The 26,413-nt window shown below is 53.9% G+C and carries 26 protein-coding genes; 21 read left to right on the top strand and 5 right to left on the bottom strand.

Going from position 1 to position 26,413, the window contains the following annotated elements; all coding sequences use genetic code 11:
• Positions 1 to 3 precede the first annotated feature (3 nt).
• Complete coding sequence (locus GA0071314_RS09475) at positions 4 to 1,107, bottom strand: bifunctional nicotinamide-nucleotide adenylyltransferase/Nudix hydroxylase (RefSeq protein ID WP_074396411.1); 1,104 nt, start codon at positions 1,105 to 1,107, stop codon at positions 4 to 6.
• Between the two features lie 155 nt (positions 1,108 to 1,262).
• Between GA0071314_RS09475 and GA0071314_RS09470 the strand changes: the two genes are divergently transcribed.
• Positions 1,263 to 2,171 (top strand): YihY/virulence factor BrkB family protein, encoded by a 909-nt coding sequence (locus GA0071314_RS09470; RefSeq protein ID WP_074396410.1) that lies wholly within the window; start codon positions 1,263 to 1,265, stop codon positions 2,169 to 2,171.
• Positions 2,172 to 2,186: 15 nt separating this feature from the next.
• Positions 2,187 to 2,462, top strand: a complete 276-nt coding sequence (locus tag GA0071314_RS09465) for an acylphosphatase (RefSeq protein WP_074396409.1) — start codon at positions 2,187 to 2,189, stop codon at positions 2,460 to 2,462.
• Here GA0071314_RS09465 and GA0071314_RS09460 read toward each other — a convergent pair.
• Positions 2,459 to 3,400 carry a D-2-hydroxyacid dehydrogenase gene (locus GA0071314_RS09460; protein ID WP_074398495.1) on the bottom strand — a complete coding sequence of 314 codons (942 nt, stop codon included), beginning with the start codon at positions 3,398 to 3,400 and terminating at the stop codon, positions 2,459 to 2,461. The two genes, GA0071314_RS09465 and GA0071314_RS09460, sit on opposite strands and share 4 nt — an antisense overlap.
• Before the next feature lie 183 nt (positions 3,401 to 3,583).
• Between GA0071314_RS09460 and GA0071314_RS09455 the strand changes: the two genes are divergently transcribed.
• The 13 genes from GA0071314_RS09455 to GA0071314_RS09395 all read left to right on the top strand — a co-directional run bounded on the left by GA0071314_RS09455 (position 3,584) and on the right by GA0071314_RS09395 (position 14,478).
• On the top strand, positions 3,584 to 3,868 hold the full coding sequence (locus tag GA0071314_RS09455; RefSeq protein ID WP_074396408.1) for an FmdB family zinc ribbon protein: 285 nt from the start codon (positions 3,584 to 3,586) through the stop codon (positions 3,866 to 3,868).
• A gap of 64 nt (positions 3,869 to 3,932) precedes the next feature.
• Entirely contained in the window at positions 3,933 to 5,714 is a 1,782-nt protein-coding gene (gene aspS / locus GA0071314_RS09450) for an aspartate--tRNA ligase (RefSeq protein ID WP_074396407.1), read from the top strand.
• A 71-nt stretch (positions 5,715 to 5,785) separates the two neighbouring features.
• Positions 5,786 to 6,340 carry a crossover junction endodeoxyribonuclease RuvC gene (gene ruvC, locus GA0071314_RS09445; RefSeq protein WP_074396406.1) on the top strand — a complete coding sequence of 185 codons (555 nt, stop codon included), beginning with the start codon at positions 5,786 to 5,788 and terminating at the stop codon, positions 6,338 to 6,340.
• A 130-nt stretch (positions 6,341 to 6,470) separates the two neighbouring features.
• Positions 6,471 to 7,079 carry a Holliday junction branch migration protein RuvA gene (gene ruvA / locus GA0071314_RS09440; RefSeq protein ID WP_074396405.1) on the top strand — a complete coding sequence of 203 codons (609 nt, stop codon included), beginning with the start codon at positions 6,471 to 6,473 and terminating at the stop codon, positions 7,077 to 7,079.
• 35 nt (positions 7,080 to 7,114) lie between these two features.
• The gene (ruvB, locus tag GA0071314_RS09435) at positions 7,115 to 8,152 is read left to right on the top strand and encodes a Holliday junction branch migration DNA helicase RuvB (protein ID WP_074396404.1); all 1,038 of its coding nucleotides are present in this window, start codon (positions 7,115 to 7,117) and stop codon (positions 8,150 to 8,152) included.
• Positions 8,149 to 8,541, top strand: coding sequence for a tol-pal system-associated acyl-CoA thioesterase (gene ybgC, locus GA0071314_RS09430; protein WP_074396403.1), 393 nt, complete (start codon positions 8,149 to 8,151; stop codon positions 8,539 to 8,541). Before ruvB ends, ybgC begins: the two co-directional genes overlap by 4 nt.
• A gap of 68 nt (positions 8,542 to 8,609) precedes the next feature.
• On the top strand, positions 8,610 to 9,284 hold the full coding sequence (gene tolQ / locus GA0071314_RS09425; RefSeq protein WP_231896537.1) for a protein TolQ: 675 nt from the start codon (positions 8,610 to 8,612) through the stop codon (positions 9,282 to 9,284).
• Between the two features lie 12 nt (positions 9,285 to 9,296).
• Positions 9,297 to 9,734 carry a protein TolR gene (gene tolR / locus GA0071314_RS09420; protein WP_074396401.1) on the top strand — a complete coding sequence of 146 codons (438 nt, stop codon included), beginning with the start codon at positions 9,297 to 9,299 and terminating at the stop codon, positions 9,732 to 9,734.
• Positions 9,735 to 9,747: 13 nt separating this feature from the next.
• Positions 9,748 to 10,974, top strand: coding sequence for a cell envelope integrity protein TolA (gene tolA / locus GA0071314_RS09415; protein WP_231896536.1), 1,227 nt, complete (start codon positions 9,748 to 9,750; stop codon positions 10,972 to 10,974).
• Complete coding sequence (gene tolB, locus GA0071314_RS09410; RefSeq protein ID WP_074396399.1) at positions 10,974 to 12,263, top strand: Tol-Pal system beta propeller repeat protein TolB; 1,290 nt, start codon at positions 10,974 to 10,976, stop codon at positions 12,261 to 12,263. The genes tolA and tolB overlap by 1 nt, the downstream gene beginning before the upstream one ends.
• A 33-nt stretch (positions 12,264 to 12,296) precedes the next feature.
• Positions 12,297 to 12,851, top strand: coding sequence for a peptidoglycan-associated lipoprotein Pal (pal, locus tag GA0071314_RS09405; protein WP_074396398.1), 555 nt, complete (start codon positions 12,297 to 12,299; stop codon positions 12,849 to 12,851).
• A 44-nt stretch (positions 12,852 to 12,895) separates the two neighbouring features.
• On the top strand, positions 12,896 to 13,684 hold the full coding sequence (gene ybgF, locus GA0071314_RS09400) for a tol-pal system protein YbgF (protein WP_074396397.1): 789 nt from the start codon (positions 12,896 to 12,898) through the stop codon (positions 13,682 to 13,684).
• Positions 13,685 to 13,713: 29 nt separating this feature from the next.
• Positions 13,714 to 14,478, top strand: coding sequence for a YciK family oxidoreductase (locus tag GA0071314_RS09395; RefSeq protein ID WP_074396396.1), 765 nt, complete (start codon positions 13,714 to 13,716; stop codon positions 14,476 to 14,478).
• 9 nt (positions 14,479 to 14,487) lie between these two features.
• On the opposite strand, the gene GA0071314_RS09390 is transcribed toward GA0071314_RS09395, so the two are convergent.
• Both GA0071314_RS09390 and ubiG read right to left on the bottom strand, forming a co-directional pair.
• Complete coding sequence (locus GA0071314_RS09390; RefSeq protein ID WP_074396395.1) at positions 14,488 to 15,156, bottom strand: HAD family hydrolase; 669 nt, start codon at positions 15,154 to 15,156, stop codon at positions 14,488 to 14,490.
• Complete coding sequence (ubiG, locus tag GA0071314_RS09385; protein WP_074396394.1) at positions 15,157 to 15,900, bottom strand: bifunctional 2-polyprenyl-6-hydroxyphenol methylase/3-demethylubiquinol 3-O-methyltransferase UbiG; 744 nt, start codon at positions 15,898 to 15,900, stop codon at positions 15,157 to 15,159.
• Between the two features lie 146 nt (positions 15,901 to 16,046).
• Here ubiG and galU point away from each other — a divergent pair, with 146 nt between their 5' ends.
• Genes galU through msrA form a run of 6 tightly spaced genes read left to right on the top strand, consistent with a single transcriptional unit; the run spans position 16,047 to position 25,688 of the window.
• Positions 16,047 to 16,937 (top strand): UTP--glucose-1-phosphate uridylyltransferase GalU, encoded by an 891-nt coding sequence (galU, locus tag GA0071314_RS09380; RefSeq protein ID WP_074396393.1) that lies wholly within the window; start codon positions 16,047 to 16,049, stop codon positions 16,935 to 16,937.
• A gap of 3 nt (positions 16,938 to 16,940) precedes the next feature.
• Complete coding sequence (locus tag GA0071314_RS09375) at positions 16,941 to 18,233, top strand: nucleotide sugar dehydrogenase (protein ID WP_074396392.1); 1,293 nt, start codon at positions 16,941 to 16,943, stop codon at positions 18,231 to 18,233.
• A gap of 9 nt (positions 18,234 to 18,242) precedes the next feature.
• Positions 18,243 to 19,067 carry a hypothetical protein gene (locus GA0071314_RS09370; RefSeq protein ID WP_074396391.1) on the top strand — a complete coding sequence of 275 codons (825 nt, stop codon included), beginning with the start codon at positions 18,243 to 18,245 and terminating at the stop codon, positions 19,065 to 19,067.
• Between the two features lie 53 nt (positions 19,068 to 19,120).
• A complete protein-coding gene (tamA, locus tag GA0071314_RS09365; protein WP_074396390.1) occupies positions 19,121 to 20,977 on the top strand; it encodes an autotransporter assembly complex protein TamA in 1,857 nt (618 codons plus the stop codon).
• Positions 20,978 to 20,986: 9 nt separating this feature from the next.
• The gene (gene tamB / locus GA0071314_RS09360) at positions 20,987 to 25,039 is read left to right on the top strand and encodes an autotransporter assembly complex protein TamB (RefSeq protein WP_082934230.1); all 4,053 of its coding nucleotides are present in this window, start codon (positions 20,987 to 20,989) and stop codon (positions 25,037 to 25,039) included.
• Positions 25,040 to 25,049: 10 nt separating this feature from the next.
• A complete protein-coding gene (gene msrA, locus GA0071314_RS09355; RefSeq protein WP_074396389.1) occupies positions 25,050 to 25,688 on the top strand; it encodes a peptide-methionine (S)-S-oxide reductase MsrA in 639 nt (212 codons plus the stop codon).
• 51 nt (positions 25,689 to 25,739) lie between these two features.
• Here the strand turns inward: msrA and can are convergent, their stop codons facing one another.
• The gene (can, locus tag GA0071314_RS09350) at positions 25,740 to 26,387 is read right to left on the bottom strand and encodes a carbonate dehydratase (protein ID WP_074396388.1); all 648 of its coding nucleotides are present in this window, start codon (positions 26,385 to 26,387) and stop codon (positions 25,740 to 25,742) included.
• Between the last annotated feature and the right edge of the window lie 26 nt (positions 26,388 to 26,413).

The raw sequence follows: 26,413 nt of genomic DNA, 5'->3' as shown, positions 1-26,413 counted from the left end.
GGCTTAATGCGACAGCGCGCTACTAAAGTCCGCGGGCAAGCCTAGAAAGTTTTGGATAATGAAAAAATGGTCTTCAAATAGACTGTCGGGCTCCAGGTCAGCCAACGCAACCCAGCGGGCATGATCGCCGCCCTTAACGGGTTTTAAGCGGGGCAGCTGTTGATCGGGGCGTAATGCAAAATAAAACGCCTCGGCTAGCGTACGGCCTCGCCAGCTCCGGTGAGGCTCATCAAACAAGCGTTGGCCTCTTAATGAACCTTTTAGAACTGGCTCAGGTACTTTTAAACGAATGCGTTCGCGTAACTCGCGCAGACATGCATCCAGTAGGCGTTCATGAGGGTTGATAAACCCACCAGGTAACGCAAACAGGCCTTTACCCGGCGCCGCGGTGCGTCGTACTAGCAGCACATGGCCCGATTGGACCACTACGGCATTAACCGTGACAAAAATAGGTGGGTAGGGCGCTTGTTGCCATGCTTGACGATATTGGTCCAAGAGCTGCTGTTCCTCTAGCAGTTGCTCGTAGTCGCTGTCCCGGCAGAAATTTTGTACCCGCTCAACCACTCCAGGCGGTAAATCGTGGTAAGCCCCTGTGCTTAGATAATCGTCTGTAGAGCCGGGCGAGCGGAATAGGCGTTCACGGATATGATTGGCGGAAATGCCTTCGATCAACGGGACGCTTACCGATTCCCACTGGGGAAATAACGATAGGTAATAGCTTGATTGCCCACGGCTAGCCCCAATCAGGCCGATCCGTGGCAGCCGGGCGTTTGCCGGCGCTGCCAGGTCGCGCACTTTACGCTGGACGTCCCGAACCCATACATCGTCGTTATAAAGGGCATCGAGCAGCGGCGTAATTTCCAATCGCTGGTGATCCTCCTCGTCAAATCCCGAACGCAGCATTGCCTCGCGCTCTTCGAATCGCCATGGGTTGCGTAACGAGCGTGCTTGCCAGGATGACCCCACCAATACAATTACCTGACGCGCTTGCTTGAGTGCCTCACGAATAACCGCCAGGTGGCCCATGTGCGGTGGCTGAAAACGGCCAATGAAGACGAGACAGTCAAAGTCGTAGGCCTTGCTCGGATGAGGGGCATCAGTGGGCATGCGAGGCTGTCCTTTGTCTGCAAGTGATTAGCTGAGCATTATGGTGGGCTTGGCTAGGTGGCGCAATCTAGCTCTGCAGCCAACGGTTTGATTGGGTATGCTAATTAAAATAGGTCATGGATAACTGACCCTATATCAATCACTAGGGAGTCGTCATGCTCAAACGCAGTGCTTATTTTTGGGGCAACGTTATCAAGGATTCAGCGTCACTGTGGTTGAAGCGCAATGCCTTCAGCTATGCAGGCTCCCTGGCGTTTTACACCCTCTTTTCACTGGCGCCTACCATTATTATTGCGGTCACCGTCATTGGCCTTGTGCTGGGAGAGGAGGCGGCTCAAGGGCAGATTGTGGCTCAGCTGCAAGGCACTATCGGTAGTGACGCCGCGGCGGTGGTGGAAGAAGCCGTTGCTCAATCGCGTATTCAAGAAGCGGGCATTATGCCTACGTTGCTGGGGATCGCGGCGCTCATGGTTGGTGCGACGACGGTATTTGCGCAAATGCAGTTTTCGCTCAATACGATCTGGGGGGTGACCGCAAAGCCGACTGCTAATGGGGCGCTGGTATTTATAAAAAATCGCATACTCTCGTTAACGGTGGTGCTCTCCATCGGGTTTATATTGCTGGTGTCGTTGGTAATGGGCGTGGCGATTCGCGGCGCGCTAGGGGCAGCTGATCAATTGCTGCCATATGTTGGTTTTCTCAGCCAATTAGCCGAGTCATTGATTTCGCTCATGGTGGTAGCACTGCTTTTCGCGACGATTTTTAAAGTCTTGCCCGATGTGGTGTTAAGTTGGCAGGATGTGTTTATTGGGGCGCTTGTGACCGCCGTACTATTCACAATTGGCCGCAGCGTTATTGCCGTTTACTTAGCATACACAGCCACTGCTTCGACCTACGGGGCGGCCGGATCGGTGGTGATGATATTGCTATGGGTTTACTATTCATCGCTTATTTTGTTGTTTGGTGCTGCGTTTACAAGGTCTCTTTTACTGCGCAGAGGTCGGCCACTGGTGCCACGCAATAGCGCCGTTGTGATTAAATATCAAGAAAGTGTCGACAGCTAGGAACCGGAGGCAACAATGGCCGAATGTTGTGTACGTGCATTGGTGACAGGCAAAGTGCAAGGTGTATGGTTTCGCCGTTCTACTCAGCAGCAGGCGCTCCAGCAGCGTTTGACGGGCTACGCAAAAAACTTGCCCGATGGCCGTGTAGAAGTACTGCTTTGCGGCAGTCCGGAAAATGTGAAAACGGTTAGCGAGTGGTTGTGGAGAGGCCCAGAGGGGGCGCAGGTGACCCACGTTGAATTTAACGTGCTGGATCAGTGCCACGCCCCGGATCATTTTGCGAATTATTAACGTTTTGCTTCCCACTGCTGAATATTGTCAGCGGTTAAGCTGACAATGTTTTGCCTCGCCTCCGGGGTAACCCAAGCGTTATGGGGCGTGACAATCAAATTGAGAGGTTCGGCCAACGCTGACAATAGCGGATGGCCTTCCCGCGGTGGTTCTTGAGGTAACACATCGACAGCCAGGCCTCCGATTTGTTGATTCTTTAGCGCCGCTAATGCAGCTTCTTCATCGATAATTCCCCCACGGGCGCAGTTGATCAGCAAGAGCGACGATTTTGCCCTGGCAAGGCGCGCGGCATTGATCAAGTGGCTTGTCGACTCATTAAGTGGGCAGTGCAGACTGATAACGTCAGCCTCGGGCAGTAATTCGTCAAGCGACGCCCGGGTATCGTTAGCCTCATTACCCGGGCGGGCCGCAAAGCTAACGCGCATTCCCAGCGCTTCAGCCAGACGCGCAACTTCTGAGCCAAGTTCGCCTTGGCCTACCATCACCAGATGCTTGCCCGACAGCTGCAACGTTGGATAATGCTGCAGGCAAAAGAAGTCACTTTTCTGCCATGCGCCTGCCGCCACATCCCGTTGATACAGCGGTAGTCTGTTTGCCAGCGTTAGCATAAGCATCAAGGTGTGCTGCGATACACTGGCGGTGCCGTAGGCCGTCACATTTTTAACCTCAATGCCCTGTTGTTTGGCGGCGTCCAGGTCGATGTTGTTCAGCCCCGTGGCGAGCACACAGATCAATTTAAGATCCGGTAATTGTTGTAGCGTTTCCGCATCCAAGACTACTTTGTTTACAATCGCGATATCGGCATTAACCAAGCGTTCGCGAGCTTGCTGAGGGGAGCTTTGGCCAAACACCCCAAGGTGAGATACCACGCTGCGGATAGCGGTTAGATCAATTTGTGGGCCAAGGCTATCGGCATCCAGCATCACTGCATTAAGCATTTTCTGACCTCCATAACCCACCGGAGACGTATAGCCTTGCTCGGCAGGGGGCACAAAAGGGTATAATAACGTGGCGTAAATAATCATCGCCTTGGAATTTATCCCGACTGGCCGCATATCGCAGCTTGTCAGCATTTATACTGCTGTTTTTTGTCGGAGTTGAGCTTTTCAGGAGCCATCAACATGCCCATCTATGAATATGAGTGCAAGGCCTGCGGCCATCGCATGGATAAATTGCAAAAAATCAGTGCGGATCCGTTAACGGACTGCCCAGCCTGTGAAAGTGCTAGCTTATCGCGTCTGGTATCAGCTGCAGGCTTCCGATTAGCCGGTGGCGGCTGGTATGAGACGGATTTCAAAACCGGCAGTAAAAAGAATTTAGCTGCTGACGCGAAAAGCGCAACAGCAGAGACTGGTGGCCAAAAAAGCGCCAGTTCAGAGCCCAAGAAAAAAGACACGGCGGCTTAGCCGGCGTTGTCAGGGCCGGTAAGGCCTACGATCACTTTTGCCACGAAACACAACAGGATGAGACATGCGCAGTCATTATTGCGGCCAGCTAAACGAAACCTTGGTAGACCAGACGGTCACCGTATGCGGATGGGTACATCGCCGCCGTGACCACGGTGGGGTTATTTTCCTCGATATGCGCGATCGCGATGGCGTCGCTCAGTTCGTGGTGGATCCGGATACCGCCGAGGCGTTTGCCAATGCAGACCGCGCTCGTAATGAGTTCGTTCTGCGCATTACGGGCCGTGTGCGACTGCGCCCCGAAGGCACGCAAAACCCCAACATGCCGACAGGGATGATTGAAGTACTGGCAAAAGACGTCGAAGTGCTTAACACCGCTGTCACACCGCCTTTTCAGCTTGATGAGCATGGCAAAGTCGGTGAAGAGGTGCGTCTTAAGCATCGCTACATCGATTTACGCCGTCCGGATATGATCGACAAGCTGCGTCTGCGTTCTCGCATATCGCACAATGTCCGTGCGTATCTCGAAAACCAAGGGTTCTTGGATATTGAAACGCCGGTATTGACGCGTGCAACGCCGGAAGGGGCCCGTGACTACCTGGTGCCAAGCCGCACTCATGCAGGTAGTTTCTTTGCGCTGCCGCAGTCACCTCAGCTATTCAAGCAGTTATTGATGGTGGCGGGGTTTGACCGCTACTACCAGATTGCCAAATGTTTCCGTGATGAAGATCTACGCGCCGATCGTCAGCCTGAGTTCACGCAAATCGATATTGAGGCCTCATTCGTCGAAGAAAGCGACATCATGGACATTACCGAATCCATGATTCGCCAGCTCTTCCAGGAAGTGCTTGATGTCGAGTTAGCCACATTTCCGCGCATGACCTGGCAGGAAGCTATGGACCGTTTTGGTTCAGACAAGCCAGATTTGCGCATCCCGCTTGAATTGACCGACGTTGATGACCTGATGCAGCAGGTCGACTTTAAGGTGTTCTCAGGTCCAGCCAACGCCTCCGACGGTCGAGTTGCTGCGCTAAAAGTACCCGGCGGCGCTTCGTTGTCACGCAAGGAAATCGACGAATACACCAAATTTGTCGGTATTTACGGCGCCAAGGGGCTCGCCTGGATCAAGGTTAACGAGCGCGCTAAAGGGCTTGAGGGGCTTCAATCACCGATTGTGAAGTTCATGGAAAACGTGGTCGAGGAGTTGCTCGATCGTGTTGATGCTAAAGACGGCGATATTATTTTCTTTGGTGCTGACAAAACTCGTATCGTCAACGAAGCCATCGGTGCGCTACGCGTTAAACTTGGCGCGGACCTCAACTTGTATACTCAAGCCTGGGCTCCTCTGTGGGTAGTGGACTTCCCAATGTTCGAAGCGGACGCTAACGGTCGACTAAGCCCGTTACACCACCCCTTTACCGCGCCATCCTGCTCACCTGAAGCTCTCAAGAAAGACCCGGCGAACGCGCTATCCCGAGCCTATGATATGGTGCTTAATGGTACGGAGCTCGGCGGCGGTTCGATCCGTATCCATGATCAAACCATGCAAAGCACGGTATTTGATATTTTGGGTATCGGTCAGGAAGAGGCCCAGGAGAAATTTGGCTTCTTACTCGATGCGCTTCAATACGGCGCGCCACCCCACGGTGGGCTGGCCTTTGGTCTAGACCGCTTAGTGATGTTGATGGCCGGTGCCAAAACCATCCGTGAAGTTATTGCTTTCCCGAAAACCCAGAGCGCCGCCTGTCTGATGACCGACGCGCCGGGCGAGGTAAGTTCAGATCAGTTGAAAGACCTGAATATTCGTTTACGCCAAAAAGCCAAAGCGGAAACCAACGCTGAATAAGTGTTCTGTCGCCCTTATACACCGGCGCTTAGGCGTCGGTGTTTTTGTATGGATAACCTGAGTGCTGTTACATGCAGACACCCTCCGCCTCCTCGCCGGTGCGCATTCTGGGTATTGATCCTGGCTCACGTATTACTGGTTATGGTGTTATTGAGCTAGAGGGATTGATTCCCCAGTATGTTGCCAGCGGTTGCATTCGTACTGCTGAAGGCGCTCTAGAGCAGCGTTTAGCGCAAATATACGCTGGGCTTGGCGAGGTGGTGGGATTGCACCGGCCGAATGCAGTGGCGATAGAGCGCGTCTTTATGGCAAAAAATCCCGATTCAGCGCTGAAGTTGGGACAAGCGCGAGGGGTGGCATTGGTGTGTATGGCCAACCACGGCTTGGCGATTGAGGAGTACGCCGCCCGGCAGATCAAGCAGGCCGTAACCGGCCAAGGTGGCGCTGATAAGACGCAAGTACAGCATATGGTGGCGGCAATTTTGCACCTTGCGGCCTCGCCGCAAGCCGATGCTGCCGACGCCTTGGCTATTGCGCTGACCCATGCGTACGCCAGTCAGGCTCCTCAGGCGCTATCAACCCGAGGGGGAGGGCGTCGACGTTCGGCGGGGCGCTGGCGACTCTGATGATCAAGCGCTAGGGTCTATTGACGTTTCGCTCATGGTTGCGCTGAAGTCACAACAGACCCTAACTACTGGTCACTTGTACAGAGTCGCTTTATAGTAGTGATTGATTTTGCTTAGCGTGAGCGTAAATATGATCGGACGGCTTCAAGGCCAGTTAATAGACAAGCAACCACCCTGGATTGTAGTGGATGTACAGGGAGTGGGGTATGAGCTGGAAACGTCGATGACGACGCTAGTCGCGCTGCCGATGGTAGGTGAGCGCGTTTTTTTGTATACCCACTTAAGCATCCGCGATGACGCTCATCTGCTCTATGGGTTTGGTCGAGAGCATGAGCGCGCCCTGTTTCGCGCCTTGATCAAAGTTAACGGCGTGGGGCCAAAATTGGCTCTGGCTATTTTGTCAGGCATGGACGAAGACGCCTTTATGCGTTGTGTAAGAGATGACGATAGCAAGGCACTCACCAAGCTCCCTGGCGTGGGTAAGAAAACCGCTGAGCGCTTGATCATTGAAATGCGCGACCGTTTCCCTAATTGGGAAAGCGGACGCGGTGCCTCGCTACCTCTTGAAGCGACCAATGGGCAAGCGGCTGCCCGCAATAGCGTGGCAGACGCGGAGGCGGCTTTGGTAAGCCTTGGCTATAAACTAACTGAGGCTTCAAGAATGTTGGCGGATCTTGATGGTTCCCAATCTACCGAAGCGCTTATTAAAGCGGCACTAACGCAGCGTATGAAAGGCTGATCGCGGTTTAACCACGGACGTAAAAAAGAGCGCTTATGCTAGAGCACGATCGACTGATTGCCGCTGAGCCAGAGCAGGGTGAAGGCCGCATCGATTATGCGATCCGCCCCAAACGGCTTAAAGATTATATTGGCCAACCCCGCGTTCGCGAGCAGCTGGAAATATTTATTGGCGCCGCGCGCCTACGTGAAGAAAGCCTTGATCATACGCTGGTATTTGGCCCACCAGGCTTGGGTAAAACCACCTTGGCCAACATTATCGCCGCTGAGATGGGTGTGGGGCTCAAGTCTACCTCAGGACCGGTACTAGAGCGCGCGGGTGACTTGGCCGCGATGCTTACTAACTTAGAGCCCGGTGACGTTTTGTTTATCGATGAAATCCATCGTTTATCTCCCGTTGTGGAAGAAGTGCTTTACCCGGCGATGGAAGATTTTCAACTCGATATCATGATTGGAGAGGGGCCAGCTGCGCGTTCGATTAAGTTAGATTTGCCACGCTTTACTTTAGTGGGCGCCACTACCCGAGCGGGGCTGCTTACTTCACCTTTACGCGATCGTTTTGGTATCGTTCAGCGACTTGAGTTTTACAACCTGACAGAGCTCACTGAGATCGTCACTCGCTCTGCAAAGCTGCTTGGCGTAGAGACTCATCATGATGGTGCCGTAGAGGTGGCGCGCCGTTCACGGGGCACGCCGCGAATTGCTAACCGGCTATTGCGCCGTGTACGCGACTACGCCGAAATGAAGGGTAATGGTACGGTTGATGCTACGCTGGCAGACGCAGCGCTCAACATGCTCAATGTCGACCACCACGGTTTAGATCATATGGACCGGCGGCTTTTGCTGGCGATGATCGATAAATTTGACGGTGGACCAGTCGGCGTCGATTCGCTCTCCGCGGCGATTGGCGAAGAACGCGATACCATTGAAGATGTCATTGAACCTTACTTGATTCAGCAAGGACTGATGATGCGCACCCCACGCGGACGAGTCGTTACCCGGCAAGCATGGTTGCATTTTGAGCGTGCCCCACATGAGGCGTCTATTGAAGCCCAAGGGGAACAGCGACCATGAGTCAATCCGTTTGCTTGCCGGTTCGCATTTACATGGAAGATACAGACGCCGGTGGGATTGTCTACTACGTTAACTATCTGAAGTTTATGGAGCGTGCCCGCAGCGAATGGTTGAGATCTCTTGGACTTGATCAACAATCGCTGCTAGACGCAGGCACGCAGCTAGTGGTATATCGCTTGTCCTGTCATTATGCCAAGCCTGCGCGGTTGGACGATGCGCTTGACGTGACTGCCAAAGTGGTCAGCATTGGCCGCTGCCGGATGACATTTGAGCAGCACGTATGGCGGGAAAAGGAACGTCTTTGCGCCGCCACGGTCGAGATAGCGTGCTTAAGCGCGCAGCATCTCCGTCCAGTGGCATGGCCGTCTGCGCTCAAATCGGTAATCTAACGCACGATGCGGGCACGTTATTTCCACATTTATTGATATTGATGAGGGCACTTGTGAACGATAATGCCATGTCTATTCCACACCTGATCATGAACGCCAGCATTGTGGTCCAGCTGGTCATGCTATTGTTAGTGGTGGGGTCTATTCTCTCGTGGATAGTGATTTTTCAACGCGGCATAGCCCTTCGTCGCGCTCAAAAAGAATATGCGCAGTTTGAGGAAACGTTCTGGTCAGGCGTTGATTTAAATGAGCTTTACCGTGATATCCCGGCCGACGATCCCCGTCATGGTGCCGAGCACATATTCCAAGCTGGATTCCGTGAATTCAATCGTTTGATGCCCAAAACGCGCAACACGCCAACCATCTTGGAGGGCGTGCAGCGCAGTATGCGGGTAGCGTGGTCACGTGAGGAAGACCGTTTGACGCAACACCTTGTGTTCCTGGCGACAGTTGCCTCCGCAAGTCCTTATATTGGGCTGTTTGGCACGGTTTGGGGGATCATGGGGTCTTTTCAATCGCTGTCGATGACCCAGCAAGCCACGCTGGCAACGGTAGCTCCCTGGATTGCAGAGGCGTTGATCGCCACGGCGATGGGGCTGTTTGCCGCGATACCTGCGGTGATTTTTTACAATCGCCTTTCTAACACTGCCGGTCGCCTATTAGGTAAATACGAAGATTTCGCCGAAGAATTCCACGCTATCTTGCACCGTAATCTGCAAGGGCGTGATAGCGCGTCAAGCTAAGGGAGTTGCCCCATGCAAGGACCGTTTAAACGCGGCGGACAGCGTAAGCCCATGGGTGAAATCAACGTTGTCCCCTTTATTGATGTCATGCTGGTGCTGCTGGTTATCTTTATGATTACCGCCCCCATGTTAAATCAAGGGGTAGATGTGGAGCTGCCCCAGGTGAGCTCTGAACCGATGGAAAGTCAAGAAGACAATGACCCGATCATTATTTCCATCGACCGTGAAGGGCAATACCATCTCAGCTTAGGAGAAGAGTCGACCCAAGTTTCTCGCGATGACATTACACGCCGGGTGAGCGCCGTTTTAGAACAGCGGCCTGATACTCCGGTGATGGTCAGGGGCGATCAAAATGTGGCTTACGGCGAAGTAGTGGTATTAATGAGCAACCTACAGCGCTCGGGTGTGGCAAATGTGGGGCTCATATCTGAGCCACCACAGGATGAGTGAGGGTACCCAGGGCATGGCTGTAAAGACACCTCGTGACCCTCAAGACGTTGGCTATACCTGGCCAGCCGTTTTCGCGATTGCAGTGCACTTGTTGATCGTGCTGATATCAATAATTCATTGGCCGGAACGCGATGCAGAGCCGGACTCGTCTTCGATTGTGCAGGCAACGCTGGTCAGCACTGAGGCTTTTACCGATCAGGCTCAGCAGGCAAATGATCAGTCGGCGGCAATGGAGGCGGCTGATGAAACCACTGAAGAACCTGATGCCGATACATCGGAGGCCGAAGATGAAGCTGCTGAAGAGCAGGCGGCGGCCGAACAGGAAGCTGCTGAAGAGCAGGAAGCTGCTGAAGCCGAAGCGCAAGCCTTAGAGGCCGCTAGAGCCGAAGCCGAGTCGCAGGCTCAACGCCGCCAGGAAGAGGCGGAAGCCGAGGCCGAACGTGAGCGTGAAGCCGAAGAGCAGCGCCGCCAGGAAGAGGCAGAAGCCGAGGCCGAGCGTGAGCGTGAAGCCGAAGAGCAGCGCCGCCAGGAAGAGGCAGAAGCCGAGGCCGAACGCGAACGTGAAGCCGAAGAGCAGCGCCGCGAGGAAGAGGCAGAAGCCGAGGCCGAACGCGAACGTGAAGCTGAAGAGCAGCGTCGCCAGGAAGAGGCAGAAGCCGAGGCCGAGCGTGAACGTGAAGCCGAAGAGCAGCGCCGCCAGGAAGAGGCAGAAGCCGAGGCCGAACGCGAACGTGAAGCTGAAGAGCAGCGCCGCCAGGAAGAGGCGGAAGCCGAGGCCGAACGTGAGCGTGAAGCTGAAGAGCAGCGCCGCCAGGAAGAGGCGGAAGCCGAGGCCGAACGTGAGCGTGAAGCCGAAGAGCAGCGTCGTCAGGAAGAGGCGGAAGAAGCTATGCAACGCCAGTTAGAAGGTGAGGCTCAGGCCGCTGCCGAGGCACAACAAGCTGAAGAGGCAGCCAATAGTTTCTTAACGATAGTCAAACGTGCGGTCGAGCAGGCATGGATTATCCCATCTGAGGCAAGCGACTCAATGAGTGCTACGCTTCAAGTCAGGCTCGGCCCATCTGGTGAGGTACTGGCAACGTCGGTGGTCTCGTCCAGCGGCGATAGCAACTTTGATCGGTCGGCGATGCAGGCGGTAGAGCATGCAGCGCCATTCGGTGAACTGCGTGAGTTGCCGACCGAACAGCAGCGTAATTTACGTCAATTCAATCTGCGATTTACCCCGGGGGATGTTCGCTGATGCACACCATAAGTAAGGTATGGCTATTCTGTTTGTTGCTTGCAATGAGTACTGCTGCTAGCGCAAACCTGACCATTGAAATCACCCGTGGCAGTGATGAGGCGCTACCGATAGGCGTGGTTCCGTTCCAAGGCTCCGATGACATGCCCGAAGACGTGGCACAAATTATCCATGACAATCTGGATCGTAGCGGTTTTTTTGATCCCCTTGATCGCGATTCTATGTTCGAGCAACCAGGCGAAGCTGACGACGTTGAATTTAGTACTTGGCGTTCGCTGGATGTTCGTTACTTGGTAGTGGGCCAAGCCGAGCGAACCGATGATGGCTATCGCCTGCAGTACGACCTGATGGATATCAGCGGACAGCAGCGCATGATGAGCGAAACCGTTAACGCCAGCGAAGATGATCTGCGTGGCGCCGCTCATTACATTAGCGATCAAATTTTTGAAGAAATCACCGATATTCGCGGTGCCTTCTCTACGCGTATCGCTTATGTGACCGCTCAAGGAGTGGGCGACAATACGGATTATGGCCTATACGTTGCGGATGCTGATGGGCGCGATAGCCAACAGATTCTAACGTCAGATGAACCGATTTTATCCCCTGCTTGGTCGCCGGACGGTGGCAAACTTGCCTATGTATCGTTCGAAAACGAACGCCCGGAAATTTACATTCAGGAAGTGAACAGCGGTAATCGTGCGCGGATTACATCATTTGAGGGCATTAATGGTGCACCGGTATGGTCACCAAATGGCCGTCGATTGGCCATGTCATTGTCAAAAGACGGCCAGCCGGAAATCTACATCATGGAGATCGCTGATCGCTCGTTAACTCGCGTCACAGATAGCAGCAGTATCGATACCGAGCCTGCTTGGTCGCCGGATGGGAATAGCCTGCTGTTTACCTCTGATCGCAGTGGTGGTCCGCAAATTTATCAGCATGATCTCGGTAGTGGTGAAACGGAACGCCTGACCTATACCGGTAATTATAACGCCCGGGCGCGCTTTTCACCTGACGGCGACAACCTGTTTTTCATCCATCGTTCGGATCGCGGTTATCAAGTGGCACGCCAAGATGTTGAGAATGGCCGTTTAGTAACGCTAAGTGATTCTACTCAGGATGAATCTCCTAGTGTTGCGCCGAACGGGACCATGGTAATCTTCGCTACCCAACAGGGTAACAACGGGGTGCTGAGTGCCGTTTCTGCCGATGGCCGTTCGTCATTCAGGCTTCCCGCAGCACAAGGTGATGTGCGTGACCCCGCATGGTCACCGTTCCTAAACGAATGAAGTCATTCACGTTTTCAGGCAAGGAGTCTGATTATGCAACTTAAACCGTTGGCTCGCTCATTGGCAGTCGCACTGTCTCTTGCAGTAATCGCTGGTTGTTCCAGCACCGGCGGCACTCAGGACGGCGATTCATCTGGTAGCCAGGATGGCCGTAATGGAAGCAGTAGCAGCACATCGGGGGCCGGCTCCAGTGGTCAATATGGCAGCGACTCTTCCCGTTCTGACTCTGACGGTAGTCAGCAGCAGTCTGACTCACGGATTCCAGACGTCAAAACCATTTACTTTGATTACGATCGCGACACGATTAAAGACGAATACGAATCCGTAGTGATGGCCCACGCGCGTTATCTTCGCTCCAACCCTGATGCGGAAGTCGTGTTGCATGGGCATACCGATGAGCGCGGTACACGTGAATACAACATGGCGCTTGGCGAACGTCGTGCTAATGCCGTTGAGCGTTTCCTGAATATTCAAGGCGTATCATCATCGCAAATGAGCGTGGTGAGTTATGGTGAAGAACGCCCGGCAGAACGTGGTGATAGCGATGAAGCGTATTCACAAAACCGCCGCGTTGTGTTCAATTATTGATGACCCGCATGGGGTAAGTGCGCATCAGTCATTTTGGAGTCATCATGAATCACAGTCTCAAGCGTTACTTTGAGAGGCTGTGCGGTGCGGGAGCCTTAGTGCTCCCGCTATCCGTATTGCCCTTAGTCAGTTTTGCCCAGCAACCGGTTGTCGAAGATCTGTCAGACTCGGACAGTGGGTTCTATGAACAAGCCCAAACCCAAGGCGATTCTAATGGCAGCTTGGTATTGTTCAATACGGTGCAAGAGCACCAGCAAGAAATTCAACGTTTGCGCGGTGAAATAGAAGAGCTTCGTCATCAAATGGAGCAGCTTCGCCGCCAGTCCCAGCAGCAATACTTGGATATTGAAGACCGCCTGATGAGCAGCGGTCAGAGTCAAATCGAAGAGTCGACGCCTGAGGTCGAACCGGAAGCGGCAGAGGAAGTGGCAAGCGCGCCTTCTTCTCGCGACGTAAGTGATGAAGCACAGCAGGCATACCAAGATGCCTTTGCTCACGTGCAGGCACGGCGTTTTGATGAAGCTATTTCCGCCTTTGAATCTTTCGTGGAAGCTCACCCTGATACCAGTTTAACGGCTAATGGTCATTACTGGCTGGGTGAGCTCTATGCGGCAGAAGGCGAACTGGATTCTGCAGAGCAATCGTTCACCCGCGTGATTGATGACTATGATGGTAGTAGTAAGGTGCCAGATGCCATGTACAAACTCGGTTTAGTCAAAGCACGTCAAGGTGAAGCGGAAGAGAGTCGTGCACTTCTTGAGAAAGTGCAGGACGATCATCCGCAAAGCAGTGCGGCGGGGCTAGCCGATGATTTTCTTCGCCAAGGCGGTTAACGGCGACGTCGTCAGGAGGAGGGTCTGCGATGACATGTAAAATTGATTATCAGCCAGCGCCCGATTTACTCCGTGATCGAGTGGTCTTGGTCACCGGGGCAGGAGATGGCATCGGTCGTGCTGCCTCGCTTAGCTATGCACGCCATGGGGCGACCGTTATTCTATTAGGCCGCACCATTGCTAAGCTTGAGCGGGTATATGATGAGATAGAAGCCGCAGGTGGCCCTCAGCCAGCTATTTTTCCGCTTAATTTCGAGGGTGCAACGTTAAAAGACTTTCACGATATGGCGGACACTCTCGATAGAGAGTTTGGATGTCTAGACGGTTTGCTGCATAACGCTGGTCTACTAGGGCGTATTACGCCTTTTGCTCAGTATGATGCTACGCTCTGGGAACAAGTCATGCAGGTGAATATCAACGGCCCTATTTGGATGACGCAAGCGCTATTGCCGTTGTTACAGCGATCCAGCGATGCCTCAGTGATATTTACCTCTTCCAGTGTTGGCCGTAAAGGCAGGGCATATTGGGGTGCGTATGCGGTGTCTAAGTTTGCAACCGAAGGTTTTGTAGAAGTGCTGGCCGATGAGATGGATAGTGAGCCAAATCTGCGCATTAATACGCTTAACCCAGGGGCCACACGGACTCAAATGCGCCGCAACGCATACCCCGGGGAAGATCCAAATCGCTTACGCACCCCCGACGATATTATGCCCACCTATCTTTGGCTAATGGGGCCCGACAGCGCCGGGACCCATGGACAGAAAATCGACGCGCAGCCGCCGAAACAGCCATAGCATTACGGGTTAGGCAATACTAGGTAGGGCGTCTACTAGGGAAGCACATTGCTGATACCAGCAGTGTGCTGGCCATTGGCGATAATCATCGCCTTCCGCAATATACCCATAGCCAACCGCGACCGCCGTCATGCCTGCCGCCCTGGCTGCTTGCATATCCCGGAGGTGGTCGCCGATATACCAGCAATCCTGCGGTTTAACGCCCAAACGATGAGCGGCTTCCAGTAGTGGCATCGGATCGGGTTTCTTGGCGGCAAGGTCGTCAGCGCAAAGCAGCGCGCCAGGGGTTAGGGACAACGCCTCAAGCAGCGGGGTGGTATAGCGCCTAGGCTTATTAGTAACAATTCCCCACGGGCGATTGCGCCGCTGCCACACCTGAAGCCACTGATCGAGGGGTGAAAACACCTGACTGTGAACTGCCACGGATTTTTCGTAGGCATCCAGTAAATACTGGCGAGCCTCCCTCTGATGGCTAACGCTCAGGTCGTTTCCTAGCGCCAAGCTGACTAGGGCGTTGCCGCCATTGGAAACTTGAGCACGAATCGTTGCGAAGGGCAGTGGGGCCAGGCCGTGGTGCTGACGCAGCGCGTTGGTCGCCACAGCTAAATCTGGGGCGGTATCCACCAGAGTGCCATCCAGGTCAAACAACACGGCGCTGGGCGTTGAACAGGTCGACATTTACGCGCTCACCTTACGGCAATACATCATATAGTTAACCGAGACATCGTTTTCGGTTAGTCGATAACGCCGTGAAATGGGGTTATAGGTCAGACCGATCTGCTCGCGAACCTCTAGACCGCTACGACGGTTCCAACTGGCCATTTCGGAAGGGCGAATAAATTTCGCGTAGTCATGCGTGCCCCGGGGCAATAATTTCAGCACGTACTCGGCACCCAAAATAGCGAATGCGTAAGACTTGGGAGTGCGGTTAAGGGTTGAGAAAAACACATAGCCACCTTGACGCACCAAAGCAGCGCAAGCGCGCACTACCGACGCTGGGTCGGGGACGTGTTCCAGCATTTCCATGCAGGTCACCACATCATATTGGCCTGGCTGCTCATCCGCCAGCGCTTCGACACTGACATGACGGTACTCAATGGCTACGCCTTGCTCTTGGGCATGTAAGCGGGCGACGCCCAATGGGGCTTCACCCAGGTCAATACCGGTCACATCCGCACCGCGGCGAGCCATGGCCTCACTTAAAATACCGCCACCGCAGCCGACATCCAGCACTTTTTTGCCGGCTAAGCCTGCCCTTGCGTCAATAAAATCGAGTCGCAAGGGATTAATCTCGTGCAGTGGCTTAAACTCACTTTGTGGGTCCCACCAGCGGCTGGCAAGTGCTTCAAATTTCGCCACTTCGGCATTATCAACATTGCCTTGATATTGGTGAGCAGTGCTATCCTGAGGTGTCGCTGACATATTTTGACTCCATCAACAGTGAGCAAGCACGGCGTGACCCGTGGCCCGATACTTGCAGTGTAACGGCGAACTGGAAACCCACCGCGCGTTCAGTATGATGGGCATTCTAACCACTCCTGAGCCGGAACGCATGAAAAGGACCTCTTATGATTCGTAAGGCTGTACTGCCTGTGGCGGGGTTTGGTACCCGCTGTTTGCCCGCTTCCAAAGCCATTCCCAAGGAAATGATCACCATAGTAGATCGACCGGTGATTCAGTACGTGGTTGAAGAGGCTATTGCCGCTGGTATCCGCGATATCGTGTTTGTGACCAGCAGTAACAAAGGGGCCATCGAAAACCACTTCGACACCCACGCGGAATTAGAGGCGAGCTTGGAAGCCAAGGGTAAGCATGAGCTATTGGCCTCGCTAAGAGCCATGGTGCCTGATGACGTAAACATTATTAGTATACGCCAAGGCGAACCTCTAGGCTTGGGCCATGCCATCCTTTGCGCGCAGCCGATTATTGGTAATGACGAGCCGTTTGCGGTGCTGCTGCCGGACGTATTGGTAGATAACAGCGACACGCCGCGCAGCGACCTAGCGGGTATGCTGAAGGCTTACGATCAGCATTCCACAGCTCAATTAATGGTCGAAGAGGTAGACTGGGATCAGGTCGAAAAATATGGCATTGTCGCGCCAGCCGGTGACGTGCCTGCGCCCGAAACGTCTGCCGACCTAGTGGGCATGGTAGAGAAACCACCACGTGACCAAGCCCCTTCGAATCTAGCCGTTATTGGTCGATATGCCTTGCCGGGCGCAATTTTCCCTATTCTTGAAAACACCCCGCCTGGTGCAGGAGGTGAAATTCAGCTGACCGATGCGATTGAAACGCTTCGCGAGCAGCAGGGCGTTCAGGCCTACCGCATGCGAGGGACGACGTACGATTGCGGGCAGCCTCTGGGTTATTTAGAGGCGACGCTGGCCTATGCGCGCAGGCACCCTGAGTTGGGTAGCGATTTTAAAGCGTTGCTCGCGCGCTATCACCAGGGAGCGTAACCGATGCGGGTGCTTCTATACGGCAGTGAATTAAGCACCGCAACCGCGGCTGCGGCGCTGTCTTCGGTGGGCCATGCCGTTAAATGGCTTCCCCACGAGACAATGCCGTGGTCTACGCTGGTTAATGAGGATTGGCTACGCCGCGAGCCCCAACTGCTTGAGCAGCTAGATCAGTCTGAAAAAATGGGAACGCTTGAGTTACTCAGCGAGCTTCACGCCAATTCGGTGTTTGATGTGGTTTGGATAGCGCTCTCGCCGTCGCAGCGTGAGTCGGCTGCTGAGCTACTCCAGCATCCCCTGTTGACGCCGCAGGAAGGCCGTGTCCTAGTCAATAACTCGACTTTTCCGGTAGGTGATACGGAGCGGTTACAACACCTCATTGGCCAAGACGGTTTGAGTGTGGCCTTGCCGGATACGCTAGAAGAAGGGCGGGCCTGGGCGTCGTTCACACGCCCTACGCGCTGGCTGCTAGGGTGCGATAACTTGCTGGCTGAGCAAAAACTTAGGGAGCTGCTAAGGGCCTTTAACCGTCGCCGAGACGCTTTTCAAGTAATGCCTCAGCGTGCTGCCGAGCTAACCAAACTGGCCATTAACGGTATGCTAGCGACACGCATCAGTTACATGAATGAAATTGCCGGGCTAGCGGATACTCTGGGCGTTGATGTAGAGCATGTACGTCAAGGGATGGGAGCCGACTCTCGCATAGGCTATGAATACCTTTATCCAGGGTGTGGCTTTGGCGGACCAAGCTTTTCACGAGACTTAATGCGACTAGCCGACGTACAAGTCGCCAGCGGACGACAATCGGCCTTGCTGGAGCATGTGCTTGATATCAATGAACAAAAGAAAGAAACACTATTTCGCAAGCTGTGGTCTCACTATAACGGCGCCCTTGAAGGGAAGACAATTGCCATTTGGGGGGCTGCCTTTAAACCTGGCACCGCGCGAATTGATCATGCCCCGGTGTTAACGCTACTCAACGCACTTTGGGCGCAAGGCGTTCACGTTAAACTTCACGATCCAGCGGCCACCCCGGCATTGAATGCCGTAGTGGGCTCACGCAATGATTTGGTTACCTTTGTCGATAGTCCGTACGATGCCTGTGAAGGTGCCAATGCACTAATGTTGGTGACCGAGTGGAAAACCTACTGGAACCCCGATTGGCATCGCTTAGCTGCGCAGCTTAGCGATAAACTAGTCCTGGATGGCCGAAACATCTACGACCCTGATTTTGTTGCCAGCTGTGGGTTAAAGTATCGAGGAATAGGTCGGCGCGCCGATCCAACGCCGTTGTGAGGAAAATGCATGTCCGATAAAGCCCCGTCTTCGCGCATTGTGCCCGATGCAGATCAAAGTATCGCATCTCAGCACATCAAGCACCGCAAAGGTCCTTCACTTTGGCCGCTTTGGCTATGTGTGCTGCTGCTGATTGCTCTATTAGCGGCGGCTGCTGTTGGCCTTTATTTGGAGCGTGAGCGGCTTCAGGGGGAGCTCCAGCGGGTGAGTGGAGAAGTATCAAATATGCATGCTCGCTTAGACGCGGGTGACAGTGATGTACAAGATACGTTAACCTTTGTCCAGGCTCAGATGAGTACCTTGTTTCAAGAGCAAGAGCAATTGTCCACGGCGCTAACCGATACGCGCAATGAGCTCTATGACGTATTAACTGAAAATGAAAGCAATGTTTCAAGTGACGCGATTGATCCATTGCTTGAACGTTTGGAAGAGCAGCGTGAGCAGGCGGCATTACGTGATAGTCAGCTCGCCTCTATCCACACATCGTTGGATGCGTTAGAGCAAGCGGGCACGTCAGGGCGGTCTTCGTTGGCAGATGAAATAGCTCACGTGGAAGCCCAAAGCCGAGAACGACTGGAAGCACTTGAGTCCTCGGTTGCTGGATTGGCTAGCGATATTGACGAACGCTTCGATGAGCGCGATGCCGAGCAGCAAGAACAGTGGTCGCGCTTTGAAGCGTCAATTAGCGCGCTTGAAGAGAGCAATAACGGAAACGAAGCGCTCGAAACACTTGAAACCGATTGGTCGCAGCGCGTCGATGAGATTGAAGATGACGTACGCCAAGTTCGCCAAGCACAGCTAGCTTTCAGTGCTCAGCTTGAAATGTTGCGGTAATTTACACTGGTGGCTGAAAGGCAACATGCCGATGATTAGGTTAGGGAAAATGTATGGGACGACAACGGCAATGGCTACCAGCATCGGTAATCGCCCACTTAATGACGTTGCCGCTATGGATGGCTGCGCCAGCGGTTTGGGCGCTGAGTGTTGATCTGGAAGGCGTTGAGGGTGAAGTGGCGCGCAATATTCGCGCCTATCTGCAAAATATTGAAGAAGACGAGTACACCGAAAGCCGACTGGAGGTAGAAATACGCCAGCGTATTGAAGCGGCCATTCGCGTATACGGCTATTACGAACCCGATATTTCGATTGATCTCCCTGAAGACGGTAACCCTCGCCTGACCATCGATCCAGGCCCGCAGGTAACCATTGAAACGCTGGACATCAATGTGCTTGGTGATGCCGCAGAGGATGAACCGTTTCAGGAGGCGCTGGAGCGATTCCCTCTGAAAGAGGGGGATACGTTGCGTCATGCACCCTGGGATCGCCTACGTGGTGAGTTTTCCGGCTTGGCCATTGAGCGAGGCTACTTCGATTGGGGGTTCACCGACCGCCGTATGGAAGTACGCCCCTACTTACAAAGCGCCCAACTGTACATGGATTTTGACAGTGGTCCGCGCTATCAATTTGGCGAAACGCTTGTTACGGGCAGTCATATTCAACCCGAGCGCCTACAAAAAATGCGCACTTATCAAGAGGGCGAGCCTTATCTTGCGGAATCGCTGGCACGTTTTAACCAACGACTCGCTGAGACCGGATGGTTTAGCTCAGTGTCTGTTACCCCACGTCTGGAAACTGCGCAAGAACTCTCCATTGCACCCTCAAGCGGTGGTGATGCCTGGTGGGTAGCGGCCACCGAATCACAGCCAGAACGACCCAGGATCAGCAGTGCCGCACTATCAAGCGCACTTAGCATGCGTCAATCTGACGACGCATCATTACCCATTGATGTCCGCGTTGAACCTGCTAATCGTCATCAGTTTGAAACTGGGCTGGGGTTCGCTACCGACGTAGGCCCTCGCTTGCGATTTGGATGGGATCAGCCTTGGATCAACCGCTATGGGCACAGCCTGGATCATGACCTTTACCTTTCGGCTCCTGAGCAGCGCTTTACCGGCGTTTACGATGTTCCGCTAGAAGATCCGCTGCGCGATAGCTATCGCCTGCAATATGGTATTCGTAATATTGACGACAGCGATACCGACTCGCTCGAGGGTACCGTGGAAATCGCCAGGCGCTGGGAGTTCGATAATGACTGGGTGCAATCGCTGTATTTTCGAACCACCTATGAAGATTTCACCCAAGGCGGAGAAGCTGATCAAGTGTGGTTGTTTTACCCAGGGGTTCAGTGGTCCCGGACGCGCACGAGGCCGCAGCGATTCCCGTTATGGGGCGATCGTCAGCAGTTCTCGGTGGAGTACTCTGATCCAGCTTGGGGCTCGGATGCACAATTTTTGCGCATCACTGGCGATACCGAATGGATTCGCACCTACGGCGATGATAACCGTTTTTCGGCACGCGTCAGCGTAGGGGCTATTGAAACCAACGATTTCGATAAGATTCCCCCATCGCTTAGGTTTTTTGTCGGTGGCGACCGCAGTGTGCGCGGTTATTCGTACGAAGGACTCTCGCCTCGTAACGAAGAAGGCAAGCTGCGCGGTGGTCAACAAAAAATTACTTCCAGCCTCGAGTACCAACGCCGTGTCACCGGGGACTGGTGGGGGGCAACGTTCGTTGATGCAGGCGATGCCTTCGATAACTGGGGCCCTAGCGACCTGAAAAAAAGCGCAGGCTTGGGGGTGAGATGGATATCCCCAGTTGGCCCTATTCGCTTCGATATTGCGCATCCCTTTGACGATGACGACGATAACTGGCGTTTGCATTTTTCGATTGGACCCGAATTCTAGGAGGGCGATGTGCCTGAAGTTTCGCAAGCGCCTGCGACCGGTCGTCGGGCGTTATCACGTCGCTTCCGTCTGTGGTTATTATTGTGGAGTACCCTGCGACTCGTTTTGTTACTTCCGCTATGGCTGATTGGTGCTTTGGCTTTATTGTTGGGTGTTGCGCTATCGCCATGGGGCACCGGTGTTTTGTTATCCCAAGGCCAAGATCGCGGCTGGTTTAGCGTCGAGGAGCACGATGGGGGGTTACTCGATGAATTCCATCTCACGGATTTTCAACTTAACGCCGCGGGGGCAGAGATACGAATTGACGAGCTGGAACTGGCTTGGGCCGATGACTGTGTATTATCCGGCAAGCTATGTCTGGACACGCTGCGTGTAGTGGGTGCCGATATTCGTCTGCCTAATGGTGGCGGCGGTGAAGAAACACCTGCTGAAACCAGTGGCTCAGGTGGTCCGGCGGCACTCCATTTTCCTTTTCCTATCGAGCTGCGGCAGTTGGTGCTTGATGATGTAACGTTGCACTTGGCCGATGGCAGCCAATTTTCCTGGGCATCGTTCCGTTCCTCGGTTGAGGCCAGCGCGGGGCGCGTCGATATTGCGTCGACGCACTTGGAAAATCCCCGGCTTTATTTACCGCCTTCAGAGGGGGCACGCCTAGCGCCACCTGATGATGATTCAGGCTTGAGTGCTGCGGCCATTGATGCCGCTATCGCGTTACAAAATCCGCCCGACGAAACACCTGACGACATGCCCGCCAGTAACGATGCAGAGGAGCGCTCACCAATTGAGTTGCCCGAAATTCGTTTGCCGGTCGATATCCGCCTGGCTACGCTGACGGTCAATGACATCAACGTTGCAGGCCGTTTTGATTATGTTGTTGAGCGCTTAACCTTGGGTGTCGAAACCGAGGGTAGCAACGTTACACTTTCCCATCTCGACGTAACGTCTGCCGATGCCGAATTCAGTCTGGCGGGGCAGGTGGCACTACGTGATGACTATCCGCTGGACCTTCGCGCTGAAACTACCTTGTTTCTTGATCAACCGCTTCCGGCCCTGAATGGCCAAGCGCTCACCCTGGAGCTTTCAGGAGCGCTCAGCGAGCTGACGGCACGCCTTGAAGCTGAAGGGGCGGTTAACGCAGTGTTAGAAGGTCAGCTCAACGCGTTAGACCCGGCGTTGCCGTTTCAAACTCGACTGCAAAGTGATCAGGTGACGTGGCCGCTGCCAGAGACCGCTGCGGCGCTTGAAGAAGGCGATGAAGCTGTAGAGCAAAATGAAGGGTTTACCATTGATAATATTGACCTGCAGGCCAGTGGTGATCTCGACGCCTATGAAGCGCAGCTCGGGGTGAAGGCACAAGGCCCCGGTATTCCCGAAACCGATATTTCGTTGACGGGACGCGGCAATACTGAGCAGTTTAATTGGCAACCGCTGACGCTGGCAGCAGGCGAAAGCCGGCTGACCAGCCAGGGTAGTGTGGATTGGACAACGCCACTGACAGTGGATGCCCAAGTAGAGCTAGAGCAGTTTGATCCGGCTTTATTTAATGGCCAGTTAGATGGCGATATCGATGGCGAGTTAGCGTTCAATCTACGCCAGGACGGAACACGCTGGTTAGTTGATGTACCTAACTTAACGCTGGACGGTGATCTTCGTGACTATCCGCTACAGCTAGATGCTGCCTTTGATGCCAATAGCGACTTGCAGGCAAACATAGAGCGCTTTCGCTTTCGTCAGGGTGAAAACCGATTATCCGCCAGCGGTTCGGTGCAGCCAAACGATGTGGCTGTAGACGCCGATATCGATCTGCGCGAACTGCAGACGCTTTCACCGGATCTCGCCGGCACCCTAAGCGGTGAGATTATGGCGCGTGGCAGCCTAGAGCAGCCGCAGCTTGAGGCAACCATCAACGGAGATGCGCTGAGGTTTGCTCAAAACCGTGTTGAACAGTTACGCCTAACCGCTAATGTCGACGGACTTGAGGATCCCCAGCTAGATGTTTCGTTGGCCCTTGATGAATTACTTGCTGGCGGTCAATCTTTGGCAGCGGCAAACCTGACACTGGATGGTCGCCTGTCATCGCATCAATTGGATATCAACGTTGAGGGTCAGCCTAATGGCATATTAGAGCGTGCCCTGCTCAGTCTCAATGGCCAGTTTGACCAGGACGCACAGCGCTACCGTGGGCGGCTCACACCGCTTGAGATTGACGCTGAGGCAGGCAATATTCGGCTTGAAGATCCTCTCGATATCACCTTCGATCTAGCTAGCAGAGAGGCTCGCTTAACACCGTTTTGCCTACTGCGAGAGCAGGGCGGACGCTTATGTGCCGACCAGCCAACGGTCGCATCACCTGACCAAGGGCAAACGGCACTTAGCGTGCGTGATATTCCTATCGAAGCACTTGAACCCTGGCTGCCTGAGGAATGGCAGGTTGAAGGTGATACCACCGCGGACCTATCCGCTCAGTGGAGCCAAGGCGGTCAGCGCTGGCAAGCTGACGCCGAGGTGCTGGGTGATTTGGCCGTCACGGCAATTAATGATTATGGTCAGCCTGTTGAGTTGCCGCGTATTTCGCTGGACACCCAGATCACGGCTAACCAAGCCCAGGCGGACGGTAATGTATTGTTGTCGCTTGAAGAAGCGGGGGATGTGGAACTGGCGCTGTCAGTCACTGACCCGCTCGGTGCGGGCGAGTTATCCGGCGTTCTTGAAGCCAACGAGGTATCGTTGGCGCCTTATCGGCCCATGGTGGTGGGGTTTGAAGAGCTTGCGGGCGATCTGAATGGGCGGGTGGATATTGCCGGTACGACTCGTCAGCCTGATTTACAGGGTGAATTGTCTCTATTGGGTGTTCAGGTTAATGGCCCGGATATTCCTGTTGATATACAAGATGGTGAGGTGGTGGTTACCTTCGACGGTGAAGAAGGCGCTATTGATGGCTTTTTGGAGGCCGAGCGAGGGCGGCTCAACGTTGAGGGCGATGCCTACTGGCCAAGTGATGAAGATTGGCGAGTAGGCGTCGACCTCAACGGCACACAGTCTCCTATACTGGTCAATTTGCCGCAATTTGGTCGCTTGGAAGCCGCACCGGATATTCGCGTGCGTGTCACGCCAGAGCGATTGCAAGTGCGCGGCAACGTCGACTTGCCGTGGGCCAGGTTAGAGGTGGGTGACCTGCCTTCATCCGCAACATCGCCAAGCGCTGATGAAGTGATTATTACCGAGCGAGAGGACCAGCAAGCGGAGCGCGAAGCACGTCGCGCTGCTGAACGCGGTGATGACGAGCCTAGTGCGGCAGACGAGTTGGCGAATAGTGGGATGGCACTTGACGTCTTGATTACCCTTACGCTGGGTAACGATATGATGATTTCAGCCTACGGGTTGGAATCCGCATTAGGCGGCACATTAGAAGTTCGTCAGGATAGCGGCTCGCTGCAATTATTTGGTGAGGTTAACTTGGTTGACGGTCGGTTTCAGGCTTTCGGACAAGATCTGCTCATCCGGCGCGGCCAATTATTATTCAGCGGCCCTCCAGGACTGCCCACGCTTGATTTTCAGGCGATACGCAATCCGGATGTGACCGAAGACGATGTTATCGCTGGCCTTAGAGTGACGGGTAATGCACAAGAACCGAATGTGGCAATTTTTTCCGAACCCGCGATGAGTGAGACCCGTGCGCTTTCCTACATGTTGAGGGGGCGGGCGCCCGACGACTCTGGCGGCGGTGTTGATAGTGCAGTAGCAACGGCGCTAATTGGCATGTCATTGGGCCGTACCGGCGGCGCGGTAGGCTCTATTGGTGAAGCCTTTGGGATTGACGATTTAACCCTTGATACCGCAGGTTCTGGCGACGACAGCCAAGTAGCGGTGAGCGGTCAGTTAACAGACGATATCCGTATCAGTTACGGCGTGGGAATTTTCTCGCCGATTGCGGAACTAACGTTACGCTACACCTTATGGCGCAATCTGTATTTGCAAGCGGTGTCCGGGACGAGTCAGGCGGTCGATCTGATCTATACCTTCAGTCGTCCGGGCGACCCCACCATTTTCGATCAGCAATGAGGTAAACACTATGCATGTGTTTGGACATCACAATACAGCCCGCCAGGCTGAGCCTTCCTTGCCTGGCCGACAGTCACCCATTGCCACGAGTGATCACCATGCCGTTAACGGCCACTCACTGCATCCGCCTTTTCCTCCGCAGTCGGAAGAGCTTGTGGTGGGGATGGGCTGCTTCTGGGGCGTTGAGCGACTGTTTTGGGATCTCCCAGGTGTTTACGTGACGGCGGCAGGTTACGCAGGTGGCGAAACGCCCAATCCTACCTATGAGGAAACCTGTACGGGACGAACTGGGCACACTGAAGCAGTGCGTATTATTTACCAGCCGAGCCAAATATCGCTGGCTACCTTACTGAATGTTTTTTGGGAACAGCACGACCCAACCCAAAAAAATCGCCAGGGTAATGATATTGGCTCCCAGTATCGTTCGGCAATTTATACCACGACAGCGGCGCAATACGAGACTGCCCTTGAGAGCGCCGACGCCTTCCAAGAAGCGCTTCATGCCGCTGGAAAAGGTGATATTACGACTGAAATAAAACCGTTGGATACTTTCTACTATGCCGAGGCTTACCATCAGCAGTATCTCTACAAAAATCCCAATGGTTACTGTGGGATTAAAGGGACAGGTGTTAGCTGCCCCATTGGATAATCGCTGAGGGTGAACGTATACCCCCGCACGCAGTACTGCGGGGGTATGTGCTCAGTCGCCAGCCTGTAGGCGGTCAATGCGGTATAAGGTTTCCACTTGGTCGAGGCCTTTTATGGTGCAATCAAGATCTTTTACGCGTCCATCGCTTAATCCATACACCCATCCATGTACTGAAATCTGTTGACCGCGTTGCCAGGCCCGCTGAAGAATTTTGGTCCGGCACAAACTATTCACTTGCGCCTTTACATTCAGCTCACACATGCGGTCAATTTGCTCGTCTATGGGAAGGTGTTCGAGAGAGCTACGGTGCTGATTGTACTGCTCACGCACGGAGTGCAGCCAATAATCAACAACGCCGCACTCGCCACCGGTTACTGCAGCTTTGATACCACCGCAGCCATAATGTCCAACAATCATGATATGGCTTACGTGGAGCACATCCACCGCAAATTGCACCACCGACAGTGCATTCATATCAGTATGATGCAGCAAGTTGGCAACATTACGGTGAACAAAGACTTCACCTGGTGGAAGGGCGATGATTTGATTGGCAGGCACGCGACTGTCGGAGCAGCCAATCCATAGATAGTCCGGATTCTGTTGCTGTGAAAGTCGTTTAAAATAGTCAGGGTCTTCTTCGCACATGCGCTCTGCCCATGCGCGATTATTCTCTAATAACGTTTCAATAGGGTCGGACATAAGGTCTCCCGTTACACTAGTTGCCC

Source organism: Halomonas sp. HL-93 (assembly GCF_900086985.1).
GTDB lineage: Bacteria > Pseudomonadota > Gammaproteobacteria > Pseudomonadales > Halomonadaceae > Vreelandella.
Note: the sequence above shows the minus strand (reverse complement) of the source record. Positions and strands in the feature narration are given on the sequence as shown.